The sequence below is a fragment of the Streptomyces sp. NPDC054794 genome (genome assembly GCF_053611585.1).
In genome coordinates this window covers 52747-66286 of sequence record NZ_JBSHAQ010000045.1, presented here as the reverse complement: position 1 = coordinate 66286, position 13540 = coordinate 52747, and the positions used below count along the sequence as shown (strand labels likewise).

The window sequence follows — 13540 nt, the reverse complement described above, 5'->3', positions numbered from 1 at the left end:
CGGGTCCCTTCGGGGCCCGGCACCGTCGTGTCTACAGGTCCAGGTCCACGTAGAGCGCGGCGTGGTCCGAGGCCTCGTCGGTCTTCGCCTTCACGCTCTTGAAGTGGTTCGAGTGCGCGAAGATGCCCCGCGTCTCCAGGCCCACCTTCTGCACCTTCCCCCACAGCGCGGGCGGCAGCATGACGTAGTCGAGCTTGTCCCGCGACTGGTGGCAGGTGCCGTGGGTGCCCGGCTCACCCTGGTAGGAGGGGTGACTCATCACATCGCGCAGACCGGTGTCCAGCAGCACCGCGACCGGCTTGCTGTCCGGGACGTCGTTGAGGTCCCCCGCGACCACGGCGTTCGGGGTGCGGTCCAGCGCGGCCCGGTAGATCTCCGCGACCCGCTCCGCCTGGGCCAGGCGCAGCTCCGGGTCGTCGCCGGACTTGCTCTTGAGGTGGTTGCCGAGGAGCACCAGGCTCTCCTGGCCGAGCTGTATCTCGTACTCGGGGCAGTCGCGGCTGAACAGGGGCTTCGTCGGGTCCACCGGATTCGGGTCGAAGAGGTGCGGCCGGACGGATGTGATCGGGAAGCGGCTGAGGATCCCGATGTCGATGCCCCGCGGGTCGTTGCCGTCGATCAGCAGATTGAAGGGGTACGGCTGCCGGCCGAGGCCCAGGACGTGCTGGTTGAAGCGGTCCAGGGTGAGCCGGTCCTCGACCTCGGGGACCAGCAGGACGTCCGCGTTGACTTCTCCGATCACCCGTCCGGTGTTGCGGACGGCGGCCATGTCCAGGTCGTCCCGCCCGAGTTCGGCCCAGCCGGCCCATGTCTCCCGGCCGTCGGCGAGGATCGGCAGCTCCGTCGGCTGTGACCCCGGCTCAGGCGTGTCGAAGAGCCCGCTCTTCTGCCCGGGGCGGTTCTGGTTGATGTGGATCAGCGGCGGGTCCTCGGGATCGCTGCTGTACGCCCGGTACTTCAGGATGAGCGCCGAGATCTTGTCCTTGTCCTTGTCCGTGTACGTCTTCTTGTCCAGGAGAGCGACCAACGCGTCGAACTCGTCCAGGACTTGCTTTCGCTGTGCCGCGTTCGAGAGACGGAAGACGGAGGGGCGGCGGAAAAGGTTCTCGGTGTTGAAGGTGGCGATACGGACGACCATCGCGGCCTCCCGGGGCGGCGCTGGAACACCGCGGCCGACGGCAGGCGCCGCCTGGAGACTGCTCGTCAGCAGTTCCCATTCTCCGGGCGGTCACGCATCGTGTCCAACGGAGGGCTGGTTCCCCGCCCGACATTGGTCCCCCACGAAGGCCCCGGATTGGCCCTGTTCGAGGAGCGGTCGGGTCAGCAGGGTGACCGCATGAGCATCGCCTTTCTGCTGACCACGTTCGTCGTCGTCGCCACCCCCGGCACCGGCGTCGTCCACACCCTCGCCGCCGCGCTCTCCCGCGGCCGCCGCGCGAGCATCGTCGCGGCGTTCGCCTGCACGCTCGGCATCGTGCCGCACGTGGTCGCCACCGTCACCGGGGTCGCCGCGCTGCTGAACGCGAGCGCCGCCGCCTTCCAGGTCATCAAGTACGCCGGTGTCGCCTACCTCCTCCACATGGCCTGGGCCACGGCGCGGGACAAGGAGGCGATCGTCGTCGACGACCGGGCGCCCGCGTCCACGGGCCGGGTGATCGTCCGCGGTGTCCTCGTCAACATCCTCAACCCGAAGCTGACGATCTTCTTCTTCGCCTTCCTGCCCCAGTTCGTGAGCCCCGACGAACCGCACGCGGTCGTCCGGATGCTGGCGCTGAGCGGCGTCTTCATGCTGGCGACCTTCGTGGTCTTCGCCGCGTACGGCATCCTCGCCGCCTCGGTCCGCAGCCACGTCACCTCCCGGCCCAGGGTGATGACGTGGCTGCGGCGGACGTTCGCCGGTTCCTTCCTGGCCCTCGGCGCCAAGCTGGCGCTGACCGCGCGCTAGCCCTGGTCGACTCAGACATCAGCTCGACGGCAGCTGGTCGTACGTCCGGTAGGTGTAGTACGCGGTGAGCGAGAGGGAGTTGCCGGTCGCGGCCGGGAGGCCGAGGCGGTCGTCGAGCAGGCGGCCCAGCGGGCCGCAGCCCTGGGCGGACGGGACACCGAACGTGTCGTCGTACGCGTCGAACTTGATGATCGGCGGGTTCTTCGAGATCCGCTCGGAGCCGCCCACCCGCCGCAGGCGGAGTTCGACGGGGGTGTCGGCGCCTATGGTGCAGCCCTTCGGCAGCAGGGGCCCGTGGACGCCGAAGCGCATCGTGAACAGGCCCAGGCTGTCGCCGGTGGAGTAGAAGTCGGACCGGCCGCCGTACTCCGGCCGCAGAAAGAGCGCGAGCACGCGGCCGTGGTCGGTGCCGGGGATGCCGAGGAGGCCGCCCGGTACGGCGGTCGGCGCGGCGCGCAGGGCGCCGAAGACCTGGCCCGCGCCGCCGTCGGGCAGCGGGCCCTCCGCGTGGGTGATGGTCATCGGCGCGAGGTCGGGGACGGTCCGTTTGCCGAGGGTCAACGAGCCGGTGGCGGTGAGGACTTCGCAGCGCCACTGAGCCGGGTCGACGCCGGCCGGAAGGTCCGGGCAGTCGCCGAAGTCGAACGTCGGGACGGAATCGGCAGGCGTGTCGGCGGCGAGCGCGGGGGCGCCGGCCGCACCGACGGCCGTCGTGGCGAGCACGGCGGCGACGGCGAGTCCGGCGGCCCCGCGGCGGACGGTCGACAGCCGCTTCGCGGCGTTGATCTTCATGACCCCAGGCTGCCGCCACGGGCACCCCGGCGGCATCGGGAAGTCCCCCGGTTCCACCCCGGGGCGGACCCTGACGTGGTGTCAGGGCGCACCCCTGAGGTCCCCCCGGGATCCGGCGTCCCCGCCCGGCTCGGCTCAACGCCCTTGCATGGACTTCACGTTGTCGCCGAAGGTCCAGTTCTTCGAGCCGTCCCAGTTGATCGACCAGGTCATCAGGCCCTTGAGCGAGCTGCCGTAGTGCCGCCAGGCCTGGGAGACCAGGCCGGGTGACATGTAGCCGCCGCCCGCGCCCGGCTGGGCGGGCAGGCCCGGTACCTGCTTGTCGTGGGGGACCCGGATCGTCGTGCCCTGCACCACCAGGCCCTTGTCGAGGCAGTCCGTCTGCGCGACGAACCCGGCCACGGTGCCCGCCGAGTAGGAGTCGCCCGAGCAGCCGTACATGCTGCCGTTGTAGTACTGCATGTTGAGCCACCACAGGCGGCCGTTGTCGGCGTACTTCTTGACGATCGGCAGGTAGGCGCCCCAGATCGAGCCGTAGGTGATGCTGCCTCCGGTGACGTATGCCGTCTCAGGGGCCATCGTCAGACCGAAGTTGGACGGCATCTGGGCCAGGATCCGGTCGATGATGCGGATCAGGTTGGCCTGGGACGTGGAGAGCTGGGTGATGCTGCCGCTGCCGACCAGGCCCGTCTCGATGTCGATGTCGATGCCGTCGAAGTTGTACTTCTTCAGGATCGGGACGACGGTCGAGACGAACCTGTCCGCCACGGCGGTGGAGCTGAGGTCGATGCCGGCCGCCGCCCCGCCGATGGAGAGCAGGATCGTCTGCCCGGAGGCCTTGGCCGCGCACATCTCCGCGGGCGTGGCCACCTTCACCCCGCTGTCCATGCCGTCCTCCCACAGCGCCGTGCCGTCGGAGCGGATGACCGGGAAGGCCGCGTTGATCACGTTGTAACCGTGCGCGGCGATGCGGGAGTCGGTGATCGGGGTCCAGCCGAAGGGCGGGTGGACGCCGTTGGACGAGCCGTCCCAGTTCTCCCAGTAGCCCTGGAGGACCTTTCCGGACGGGCGGGACTTGACCGCGCAGGTGTCGGCCGCGGATGCGGTGGGGGCGACGGCGACCGAGAGCGGGACGAGACAGGCCGTGGTCAGCGCGGTGGCGAACAGGCGCAGCGTGCGGCGGAGCATACGGGGCCTCCCGGTGGGGGTGCGGTGAGGTGTCGTAGGCATGACAGTGCTCGTGGTCCAGACCTCTCGTCAATAGGTCTGGACCAAATCGCGAGGGTGGGCGCCCCGGGTGGGTCGTCAACGCCTGGCAGGTGGCAGCTGACAGATAACAGCTGACAGATATTGAAATCTGTCAGCTGTCATGTCAGGGTGATGGCATGACGAAGCACACCCGCACTCTCGGAACCACCGGCCCCCAGGTCTTCGCCCTCGGCCTCGGCTGCATGGGCATGTCCGCGCTGTACGGCGACACGGACCGGGCCGAATCCATCGCCACGATCCACGCCGCCCTGGAGGCCGGCGTGACCCTGCTGGACACCGGCGACTTCTACGGCATGGGCCACAACGAACTGCTGATCGGCGAGGCGTTGCGCACCGCGCCCGCGACCCGCCGGGAACAGGCGCTGGTCAGCGTCAAGTTCGGCGCGCTGCGCGGCCCGGACGGCGACTGGGCGGGCTACGACGGCCGGCCCGCCGCCGTGAAGAACTTCGCCGCCTACTCGCTCCAGCGCCTGGGCGTCGACCACATCGACGTCTACCGGATCGCCCGCCTCGACCCGGACGTGCCGATCGAGGAGACGGTCGGCGCCATCGCGGAACTGATCGAGAAGGGGTACGTCCGGCACGTCGGCCTGAGCGAGGTCGGCGCCGAGACCATCCGCCGGGCCGCCGCCACCGCGCCGGTCGCGGACCTGCAGATCGAGTACTCGCTCATCTCGCGCGGCATCGAGGAGTCGGTTCTGGGGACCACCCGGGAGCTGGGCATCGGCATCACCGCGTACGGAGTCCTCTCCCGGGGCCTGATCTCCGGCCACTTCAGCGGCGACCGGCAGCTCGCCGCGAACGACTTCCGCGCGTACTCGCCCCGCTTCCAGGGCGACAACCTCCGGCACAATCTCGGTCTCGTCGAGGCGCTGCGCGAGATCGCCGAGCAGAAGGGCGTCAGCGTCGCGCAGATCGCCATCGCCTGGGTGCTGTCCCGGGGCGAGGACATCGTGCCGCTCGTCGGCGCCCGCACCCGGGAGCGGCTCACCGAGTCGCTGGGCGCGCTGGACGTCACGCTCACCGAGGCGGACCTGACGTCGATCGAGGCGGCCGTCCCCGCGGACGCGGCGGCGGGCGACCGCTACCCGACCGCGATGATGTCCCACCTCGGCTCCAAGTAGCGGCCGCGGCGCCGGGTACGGTCTAGGTCATGGCACCGACCACCACGACCCTGACCGCCGAGCGCATCCTCGAAGCGACCGAGGAGGTGCTGCGCCGCCACGGCCCGGCGAAGGCCACCGTGGTGGACGTGGCCCGGGCGCTCGGCGTCAGTCACGGCAGCGTCTACCGGCACTTCCGTACGAAGGCCGCGCTGCGGGAGGCGGTGACGAAGCGGTGGCTGGACCGCACGTCGCAGGCGCTGTCCGGGATCGCCGAGCAGGACCGGGCCCCGGAGGCCCGGCTGCGCGACTGGCTCAGGGGGCTGTTCGAGGCCAAGCGCCGCAAGGCGGGCGACGACCCCGAGCTCTTCGCCACGTACACCGTGCTGGCCGGTGAGAACGTCGACGCGGTCTGCGAGCATCTCACCGACCTGACCGGCCAGCTCACCCGGATCGTCCGGGCGGGCGTCGACGCGGGCGTCTTCACCACTGCGGACCCGGCGGCCACGGCCCGCGCCGTCTTCCACGCCACGGGCCGCTTCCACGATCCGTGCTATGCCGCGGAGTGGGAACAGCCGGGCGCCGACGCCGAGTTCGAGGCCGTACTGGACCTGATCCTGAGCGGCCTGCGCGCCTAGCCGTTGCGTGCAGTGTCCCGGACGGGGCCGGCACCACGTCGTCCACGGGGGACGACGGCGTGCGCACCACCATCGGCTTCGACAGTTCCGGCAGCCACGCGTCCATCGGGTCGTCGAGCCCGATCCGGCCCTCCTCCACCAGCATCAGCACCGCGGCCGCCGCGAGCGGCTTGGTGATCGAGGCGATACGGAAGATCGAGTCCCGGGTCATCGGGGCGGAGCCGTCGGCGTCCCGCGCGCCGACGGCCACCACCTCGACGTCCTCGCCCCGGGCGACCAGACCCACCGCCCCCGGGACCGTCCCGTCGTCCACGTACCGGCGCAGGGTCTCGTGCAGTGCGGTGGTCAAGGTCATCGGCCGGCCCTCCGGTCGTGGCGTTCCCTGTCCCCCGTACGACTCCTGCCGCACCGCGAACTCATCGGCGAGGTCGGCGCTAGGGCTGCGCTCCCGCCGGATCCACCGTCGCCTGGTGGGCCTCGGCCAGGTGTTCCTCCGCCTTCAGCCAGGGCAGGAACTGCGCGCTCTTGCGCCAGCCGCAGGTGTCACAACTGATCGTGCGCTGCACGCCCGTGCGCCGCACCCTGACCACGTGTTCCCGCCCGTGCTGGTCCCAGCGGCTGACCTTGCTCGTGTTGATCTGTTGCATGACGCCTCCAGCGTCCCCGCCCAGGGAGTCCTGTCCCTCCGCGCTGCAAGGAGTGTGCAGCAAGAGCAACATCAAGAGGGTTTTCTTCACCACGAGTTGGCCAAGCCGTGCTCTGCCTCAGCCCATGTTCCGCGGCAGCCGCAGGCTGAGCAGGCCGGTCAGCACCACCCCCGCCAGCTGGACCAGCAGCGTCGTGACGAGGGCGTCCCGCATGCCGTGGCCCGGTACGAGGGACAGGAAGAGGGTGCCCAGGGTCGCCACGCCCAGCGCCAGGGCCGACTGCTGGGTGGTGACCATCACACCGCTGCCGACACCGGCCCGGGCGGCCGGCACCTCGGACAGCACGAGCCGCATCACCACGGGAAGCTGGAGCGCCTGCCCGGCGCCCGCGACCGCCACACCGGGCAGCAGGTCGACGAAGCCCAGGTCCGGCCAGTCGCGCCAGGCGGCCAGCGCGATCAGCGCGACGCCCACGCCCTGGATCAGCGAGCCGGCGGTGACCACGCGGGTGCCGTACCGGGCCACCAGCCGCGGCCCGGCGAGCGAGACGAACAGGAACGCGACGGCCATCGGGGCCAGGGCGAGGCCCGCCGGAACCGGCCCGAGGCCCGCCCCGCGCTGCAGCGCGACCGCGATGACGAACATGAAGCCGCTGAAGCCGATGGAGAACGGCACCATCAGGACCAGCCCCCGGCGCAGCGACGTCAGCGCGAACAGGCTCGGCGGGACGAGCGGGGTACGGCCCGTGCGGTCGGCCCGGCGTTCCACCGCGTAGAACGCGGCCGCCGCGAGAGGGAACGCGGCCAGCGACAGCCACGTCCACAGCGGCCAGCCCGCCGCCCGGCCCTCGGTGAGCGGGGCGAGCAGCGCGAGCAGGGACACCGCGAGCAGGACCGTGCCGGGCCCGTCGACCGGCTCGGGGCGCTGCGAGCGCGTCTCGGGGACGGCCCGGACGGCCAGGACCAGGCCGAGGAGCACCACCGGCACGTTCACCAGGAACACCGAGCGCCAGCCGGTGCCGGCGATGTCGGCGGCGACCAGCACCCCGCCGAGGATCTGGCCGGCCACCATGGACAGGCCCGCCGTGGCGCCGTACAGGCTCATGGCCTTGGCGCGCCGCGAACCCGTGGTGGTCGCCTGGATGGTGGCCAGCACCTGGGGCAGCATCGCGGCGGCCGACGCGCCCTGCGCGACCCGCGCCGCGACCAGGCTCCAGGCGCCCGGCGCCAGCCCGCAGGCGAGCGAGGTCAGGCCGAAGGCGGCCATGCCGCCGAGGAAGAGCCGGCGCCGGCCGAACAGGTCGCCGAGCCGGCCGCCGAGGACGAGCAGGACGGCGTACGCGACGCCGTACCCGGCGACGACCAGTTCGAGGACGGCCTCGCCGGCGTGCAGGTCCCGGCCGATGGTGGGCAGGGCGACGTTGACGATGAAGAAGTCGATGAGAGGGAGGGCCGCGGCCAGCAGGACGGTGAAGAGTCCGAGGCCGCCGAGCGCCGGTGGCGCGGCCGGGGACCGTACGGTCTCAGTAGTGACGGTTTCGGTCATGGTCACGATCCTGTTGCGCCACTCAGCCTGGTACCAGAGTGTTCTTATCCTGGTAGAAGAAGTACCTGGAAACACGGTCCGCGCGACGGCAGTCTGGAGGACATGACGACGATGGCCGACACGGCACCCGCCCCCGCGGTCCGGGGCTCGGAGATCCGGCGGCACGAGCTGGCCGCCTTCCTGCGCAGCCGCCGTGAGCGGATCTCCCCGGAGCAGGCGGGCCTGCCGCGCGGACCGCGCCGCCGCACCCCCGGGCTGCGCCGCGAGGAGGTCGCCCACCTCTCCGCGGTCGGCGTCACCTGGTACACCTGGCTCGAACAGGCCCGGGACATCCAGGTCTCCGTCCAGGTCCTGGACGCGCTGGCCCGCACTCTCATGCTCGATGCCAGCGAGCGCGCCCACATCTTCCAGCTGGGCGGCTGCGCCGACCCCACGCCCGCCGCGAGCTGCCCGACCGTCACCCCAGCCGTGCGCGAGATGCTGAGCCGGCTGGAGCCGATCCCGGCCTGCATCCAGAACAGCCGGTACGACATCCTCGCCTACAACCGCACCTACGGCCGCCTCTTCGGCGACCTCGACGCCGTGCCGGCCGAGGACCGCAACTGCATGCTGCTCGTCCACACCAACCCGGACTGGCGGGCCTCCATCGTCCACCTCGACGAGACCATGCGGCTGATGGCCGCGAAGCTGCGGGCCGCGATGGCCGGCCATCTCGGCGAGCCCGCCTGGAAGATGCTGGTGAAGCGGCTTCAGGCGCTGTCGCCGGAGTTCCGGGAGAACTGGCAGCGGTACGAGGTCGTCAACAGCCGCACCAAGACCAAGTACTTCAGCAACCGCCACGTCGGCCTGCTCACCCTGGAGCACACGGACCTGTGGCTGAGCCCGGACTTCGGGGCGCGGATGGTGACGTACGTACCGGTGGACGAGGAGTCGCGGCAACGACTGGAGGAGTTGCAGGAGTTGGCGCGGGCGAACCAGGTGTACTGACCCGCAGGGTTGTTCACGCGGGCGAGGGGCGGCCGCGAGCCTTCAGCGGGTCAGGGTCACGACGGCGGAGGACTTGAGGACGTGACCCTTTTCATCCAACGCCTCGACCCGGAAGTACGGTCCTGGATCTTTCGTCGGGATCGCCGTCTCGAACCCGGTCCGTTCGGCGTGCCGCACGACCACCGACAGGGAATCGGGGGCCGGTCCTGCGAGCACCCGCCACGCTTTGGTCTGCGTCGAACCGTTCCAGGAGGCGTAGACGACGCTGTTCCCGCCGCCGGTCTTCACCGCTGCGCTCGGCGGATAGGAGGGCTTGCCGACCCACTTGTTCCGGAAGGCCCGGTACGAGATGTTCGAACCCGGCGACTTCGCGTCGTAGAGCAGGTTCTGCGAGCCGTTGCCCTGCGTGTTGCCCGCGTTGGCGTATTCCGAGTAGTACGAGCTCTGGCCCCATCCGACGAACTTGTTGCCGTTGTCCAGGGCCTGGGTGTTTCCCTGGGACGCCGAGAACAGCGGTGGCCGGTGGTAGTACGTCCGCGCGGCGCTCGCGCGGCGCCCGTCGACGTCCAGGTCCAGGACCAGGCCGTGCGACTCCTGTTCCGGTGTGCCGCCCGGCTGGTTGCAGCAGCCGTCGTCGAACAGGCTGATCTTGTCGTCGGGCCCGAACCGTGCGTCATGCTGCCAGTAGAAGTCCGCATGGGGGCCGAAGGTGAAGTCGCTCTTCTTGCCGCCGAGTTGCCAGCGGATCCTGCCGGTCTTCTTGGAGATGTCGTAGATCGCCCAGAAGTTCCGGAGCGAGATCAACAGCTTCCCGCCGGGGCCCTCGTCGATCGAGTTCAGGTGGTAGGCGTCCCATACCCCGCCCGACGTCGCCGCGTCGGAGGCCGGCACCTCGGATTCGGCGGGGTCCAGGTGCTTCAGCAGGTCCCAGGAGAAGACGAGCTTCCCCGTCTCCAGGTCGACCTCCTGGATCTCGCTGTCCAGGATGGCCCCGTCCTTCGGACCTCCGTAGGGGCGGAGATCCTTGGGGACCGGCTTGGTCGCGATGAAGAGTGCGGTCCCCCTGCGGGTCAGGAGGAACTCGTGCTCGTCCGGGTAGAAGCCGTGATGCGCGAAGACCGTCTTGAGCAGGCGGTAGTGATCGTCGTAGATGTAGTAGCACCCGCCCGGTTCGGGGGCGCCGCCCGGCAGGTTGGTATAGGTGGGCGGAATGGCGATGGATCCCTGCCACCAGGTCAGCACCGGCTGCGCCTTCCCGGTCCTGGGGTTGTGATAGGTCTGAACCTTGAAGTCCGCGTTCTGGAGGTCGGGGGAGGGCAGGGGGCGGAACCAGACCGGATCGCCGGAGTTCTCGGAGATCAGTGCCCCCGTCTGACCGACCACCGCGGTGCCGATGGCGTAGGGGCCGACGAAAATCTTGCCCTGGGCCGTCCCCGGTTCATGCGCGGTCACGGTGACCCGCTGGGGGTGAAGGTCCGGCTCGGAGACGAAGCTCCAGACGTCACTGCCCGAAGTGATCGGCGGCGGGGTGGTCGCACTGCCGGTCGGGGGAGCGGGCTCCGTCGCGCACGGGCGCGGCCGGTCCGGCCGTGGACCCGCCGCGGCGGGGGGTGGGCAGCTCACGAAGGCGAATCCGGCGGCCAGCGCGCAAGCTCCTGCCGTGCGGCTCAGCCCTCTTCTCGCGCTGCGAGCCCCTGGTCGTCCTTCCGCCATGCCCCGTCTCCTTACGGCCCTGTCTTCGCCTGCATCGCGTGAGCTGTCGCCCCTCGCGACGCTAGGCGTTGTCACCGGCTTGCGCCTGCTATGGGCCAGTGCAGTGGGCTATTTGGACGCGGTGGTGCCGCCCACGCAAGGAGACAGAGGGGGATTGAGGCCCGGGCGGAAGCGCGGCCGGTTCAGCCGACGCGTGGCTGTGAGGTCGCCGCGGTTCCCAGGGCCTGCTCGACCTCCGGGGACTCCAGGCGCTCGGCCGTCCGCTCGGCGGTGCTGCGGGCCCAGCGGCCGCTGGTCGCCGTGCCGACGGCGAGTACGGACAGGCCGCACGCCGTGAGGATCCACCACCCCGGCCGCGCCGCCGCGACGAACGCGTCCCCGTACGATGACGAGCCCACCCCGGCGGCCAGTACGGCCCCCACCACGGCCACCCCCAGCGTCTGCCCGAGCTGCCTGCTGGTGGAGGCGACGGCGGCCGCCACCCCGGCCTGGGCCCGCGGCATCCCGGACACCGCGGTGTTGGTGATCGGCGCGTTCACGAAGCCGAAGCCGATGCCGAACAGGACGTAGCCGATGAAGAGCGTGGCATTGGACGTCTCGGCCTCGAACCCCGCGAACAGCACGCCGCTCGCGGTCATCGCGCTCCCGGCGATCAGCAGCGGCAGCCGCGGCCCCCGGCTGCCGACCAGCCGCCCGGACAGCGGCGCGCACAGACAGGTCGGCGCCGCCATCGGCAGCATCCACAGGCCCGCGTGCAGCGCGTCGAGTCCGCGCACGTTCTGCAGGTAGAGCGTGGACAGGAACAGGAACCCGCCCAGCGCCGCGAACGCGCTGATCGCGATCACGGTGGCCCCGCTGAACGGCGCCGAACGGAAGAAGCGCAGGTCGATGAGGGGTTCAGCACGTCGCGGCTCGTACCGGAGCAGGCCGAGCAGGGCGGCCAGGGCCACCACGGCGTACGGGGCGACCGCGCCGGCGCCGGAGTCCGGGGCCTCGATGATCGCGTACGTCAGGGAGCCGAACAGGGCGATCACCAGGAGCTGTCCGACGGGGTCGGGGCGGCGGGCCCGGGGGGCGCGGGACTCGGGCACGAAGCGCAGGGTGAGCAGCAGGGCGGCCAGGCCCACCGGCAGGTTGATCCAGAAGATCGAGCGCCAGCCGACCGACTGCACGAGCAGGCCGCCGACCAGCGGGCCGGCGGCCATGGATATGCCGACGACGCCGCCCCACACGCCGATGGCGCGGGCCCGCTCGCGCGGGTCCGTGAAGGTGTTGGTGATGATCGACATGGCGACCGGGTTGAGCATCGAACCGCCCACCGCCTGGATCATGCGGAAGACGATGAGCGCCTCCAGGTTGGGGGCGACCGAGCACAGCACCGAGCCGAGGGTGAAGACGACGAGGCCGGTCATGAAGACGCGCTTGCGGCCGACGCGGTCGGCGGTGGAGCCGGCGAGCATCAGCAGCGAGGCGAGGACCAGGGTGTACGCGTCGATCGTCCACTGCATGCCCGCGGTGCTCGCGTGCAGCTCGCGCTGCATCGAGGGCAGGGCCACGTTCAGGACGGTGACGTCCAGGCCCACGATCAGCAGGCTCATGCAGCAGATGGCGAGAACGAGCAGACGTCGGCGGTGACTGAGCTCCGGCATGGGTTCGATCGTACGCCGATTTCAATAGTGCGTCTAACTAATGACTGTTACATGATCACCCCCGATACGCGACAATGGGGCAATGCCCACGCCCGAGTCCCCCTTGCAGATCGGCCCGCACACCGTCCGGCCGCCCGTCGTGCTCGCCCCCATGGCCGGGATCACGAACGCACCCTTCCGCACCCTGTGCCGGGAGTTCAGCGGCGGCAAGGGCCTGTTCGTGAGCGAGATGATCACGACCCGGGCGCTGGTCGAGCGCAACGAGAAGACCATGCAGCTGATCCACTTCGACGCGACCGAGAAGCCGCGCTCGATCCAGCTGTACGGCGTCGACCCGGCGACCGTCGGCAAGGCCGTCCGCATGATCGCGGAGGAGGACCTCGCCGACCACATCGACCTGAACTTCGGCTGCCCGGTGCCCAAGGTGACGCGCAAGGGCGGCGGGTCCGCCCTGCCGTACAAGCGCAACCTGCTGCGGGCCATCCTGCGCGAGGCGGTCAGCGGGGCGGGCGACATCCCGGTCACCATGAAGATGCGCAAGGGCATCGACGACGACCACATCACCTACCTCGACGCCGGGCGGATCGCCGTCGAGGAGGGGGTCACCGCCATCGCGCTGCACGGCCGCACCGCCTCCCAGCACTACGGCGGCACCGCCGACTGGGACGCCATCGCGCGGCTCAAGGAGCATGTGCCGGAGATTCCCGTGCTCGGCAACGGGGACATCTGGTCGGCCGAGGACGCGTTGCGGATGGTGCGCGAGACCGGCTGCGACGGGGTGGTCGTGGGCCGGGGCTGCCTGGGCCGGCCGTGGCTGTTCGCGGATCTGGTGGCGGCGTTCGAGGGGCGGACCGACGCCATCGCGCGGCCGACGCTGCGTGAGGTGGCCGACGTCATGGTGCGGCACGCCACGCTGCTCGGTGAGTGGATCGGCGACGAGGCGCGGGGCGTCATCGACTTCCGCAAGCACGTCGCCTGGTACCTCAAGGGCTTCGCGGTCGGCTCCGAGATGCGGGGGCGGCTCGCGATCACGTCGTCGCTGGCGGAACTCCGGGCGGGCCTCGACGAGCTGGATCTCGACCAGGCGTGGCCGGTCGGCGCGGACGGACCCCGCGGCCGGACGTCGGGCAACAACCGGGTGGTGTTGCCCGACGGGTGGCTGAAGGACCCGTACGACTGCGCGGGCGTGGGCGAGGACGCGGAACTGGACACGTCCGGGGGCTGAGCCTTCCTCGCCCACCCGGCTGTCCGG

12 protein-coding genes and 1 pseudogene are annotated in these 13540 nt (G+C 70.8%); 5 read left to right on the top strand and 8 right to left on the bottom strand.

What is annotated here, in order from left to right; genetic code table 11:
* Positions 1–31: 31 nt before the first annotated feature.
* Positions 32–1138, bottom strand: coding sequence for an endonuclease/exonuclease/phosphatase family protein (locus ACWGKT_RS35620; RefSeq protein ID WP_453276904.1), 1107 nt, complete (start codon positions 1136–1138; stop codon positions 32–34).
* Positions 1139–1336: 198 nt separating this feature from the next.
* Here ACWGKT_RS35620 and ACWGKT_RS35615 point away from each other — a divergent pair, with 198 nt between their 5' ends.
* On the top strand, positions 1337–1945 hold the full coding sequence (locus ACWGKT_RS35615) for a LysE family translocator (protein WP_453276903.1): 609 nt from the start codon (positions 1337–1339) through the stop codon (positions 1943–1945).
* Positions 1946–1963: 18 nt separating this feature from the next.
* On the opposite strand, the gene ACWGKT_RS35610 is transcribed toward ACWGKT_RS35615, so the two are convergent.
* On the bottom strand, positions 1964–2737 hold the full coding sequence (locus tag ACWGKT_RS35610) for a hypothetical protein (protein ID WP_453276902.1): 774 nt from the start codon (positions 2735–2737) through the stop codon (positions 1964–1966).
* 135 nt (positions 2738–2872) lie between these two features.
* Positions 2873–3925, bottom strand: coding sequence for a chitinase (locus tag ACWGKT_RS35605; protein ID WP_453276901.1), 1053 nt, complete (start codon positions 3923–3925; stop codon positions 2873–2875).
* Between the two features lie 197 nt (positions 3926–4122).
* Here ACWGKT_RS35605 and ACWGKT_RS35600 point away from each other — a divergent pair, with 197 nt between their 5' ends.
* Positions 4123–5130, top strand: a complete 1008-nt coding sequence (locus tag ACWGKT_RS35600; RefSeq protein ID WP_453276900.1) for an aldo/keto reductase — start codon at positions 4123–4125, stop codon at positions 5128–5130.
* Between the two features lie 29 nt (positions 5131–5159).
* Positions 5160–5747, top strand: a complete 588-nt coding sequence (locus ACWGKT_RS35595; protein ID WP_453276899.1) for a TetR family transcriptional regulator — start codon at positions 5160–5162, stop codon at positions 5745–5747.
* 25 nt (positions 5748–5772) lie between these two features.
* Here ACWGKT_RS35595 and ACWGKT_RS35590 read toward each other — a convergent pair.
* From ACWGKT_RS35590 to ACWGKT_RS35580, 3 genes and pseudogenes are all read right to left on the bottom strand, one after another.
* Positions 5773–6102 (bottom strand): annotated as a pseudogene (locus ACWGKT_RS35590) (serine hydrolase domain-containing protein); the annotation flags it as partial.
* A gap of 79 nt (positions 6103–6181) precedes the next feature.
* Entirely contained in the window at positions 6182–6394 is a 213-nt protein-coding gene (locus ACWGKT_RS35585; protein WP_356150527.1) for a hypothetical protein, read from the bottom strand.
* Between the two features lie 117 nt (positions 6395–6511).
* Entirely contained in the window at positions 6512–7939 is a 1428-nt protein-coding gene (locus ACWGKT_RS35580) for an MFS transporter (protein ID WP_356150529.1), read from the bottom strand.
* 102 nt (positions 7940–8041) lie between these two features.
* Here ACWGKT_RS35580 and ACWGKT_RS35575 point away from each other — a divergent pair, with 102 nt between their 5' ends.
* A complete protein-coding gene (locus ACWGKT_RS35575; RefSeq protein ID WP_453276898.1) occupies positions 8042–8926 on the top strand; it encodes a helix-turn-helix transcriptional regulator in 885 nt (294 codons plus the stop codon).
* 42 nt (positions 8927–8968) lie between these two features.
* On the opposite strand, the gene ACWGKT_RS35570 is transcribed toward ACWGKT_RS35575, so the two are convergent.
* Positions 8969–10378 carry an arylsulfotransferase family protein gene (locus ACWGKT_RS35570; RefSeq protein ID WP_453276897.1) on the bottom strand — a complete coding sequence of 470 codons (1410 nt, stop codon included), beginning with the start codon at positions 10376–10378 and terminating at the stop codon, positions 8969–8971.
* A gap of 443 nt (positions 10379–10821) precedes the next feature.
* Entirely contained in the window at positions 10822–12288 is a 1467-nt protein-coding gene (locus ACWGKT_RS35565; RefSeq protein ID WP_453276896.1) for an MFS transporter, read from the bottom strand.
* An 82-nt stretch (positions 12289–12370) separates the two neighbouring features.
* On the opposite strand from ACWGKT_RS35565, the gene dusB reads away from it, so the two are divergent.
* Positions 12371–13513, top strand: coding sequence for a tRNA dihydrouridine synthase DusB (gene dusB, locus ACWGKT_RS35560; protein WP_453276895.1), 1143 nt, complete (start codon positions 12371–12373; stop codon positions 13511–13513).
* Positions 13514–13540 lie beyond the last annotated feature (27 nt).

What these genes read in the sequence shown, in the direction of transcription:
- ACWGKT_RS35580 (WP_356150529.1), bottom strand. Translation starts at nt 7,939, where the DNA reads ATGACCGAAACCGTCACTACTGAGACCGTACGGTCCCCGGCCGCGCCA.
- ACWGKT_RS35565 (WP_453276896.1), bottom strand. Translation starts at nt 12,288, where the DNA reads ATGCCGGAGCTCAGTCACCGCCGACGTCTGCTCGTTCTCGCCATCTGC.
- ACWGKT_RS35575 (WP_453276898.1), top strand. Translation starts at nt 8,042, where the DNA reads ATGACGACGATGGCCGACACGGCACCCGCCCCCGCGGTCCGGGGCTCG.
- ACWGKT_RS35595 (WP_453276899.1), top strand. Translation starts at nt 5,160, where the DNA reads ATGGCACCGACCACCACGACCCTGACCGCCGAGCGCATCCTCGAAGCG.
- ACWGKT_RS35585 (WP_356150527.1), bottom strand. Translation starts at nt 6,394, where the DNA reads ATGCAACAGATCAACACGAGCAAGGTCAGCCGCTGGGACCAGCACGGG.
- dusB (WP_453276895.1), top strand. Translation starts at nt 12,371, where the DNA reads ATGCCCACGCCCGAGTCCCCCTTGCAGATCGGCCCGCACACCGTCCGG.
- ACWGKT_RS35600 (WP_453276900.1), top strand. Translation starts at nt 4,123, where the DNA reads ATGACGAAGCACACCCGCACTCTCGGAACCACCGGCCCCCAGGTCTTC.
- ACWGKT_RS35620 (WP_453276904.1), bottom strand. Translation starts at nt 1,138, where the DNA reads ATGGTCGTCCGTATCGCCACCTTCAACACCGAGAACCTTTTCCGCCGC.
- ACWGKT_RS35615 (WP_453276903.1), top strand. Translation starts at nt 1,337, where the DNA reads ATGAGCATCGCCTTTCTGCTGACCACGTTCGTCGTCGTCGCCACCCCC.
- ACWGKT_RS35610 (WP_453276902.1), bottom strand. Translation starts at nt 2,737, where the DNA reads ATGAAGATCAACGCCGCGAAGCGGCTGTCGACCGTCCGCCGCGGGGCC.
- ACWGKT_RS35605 (WP_453276901.1), bottom strand. Translation starts at nt 3,925, where the DNA reads ATGCTCCGCCGCACGCTGCGCCTGTTCGCCACCGCGCTGACCACGGCC.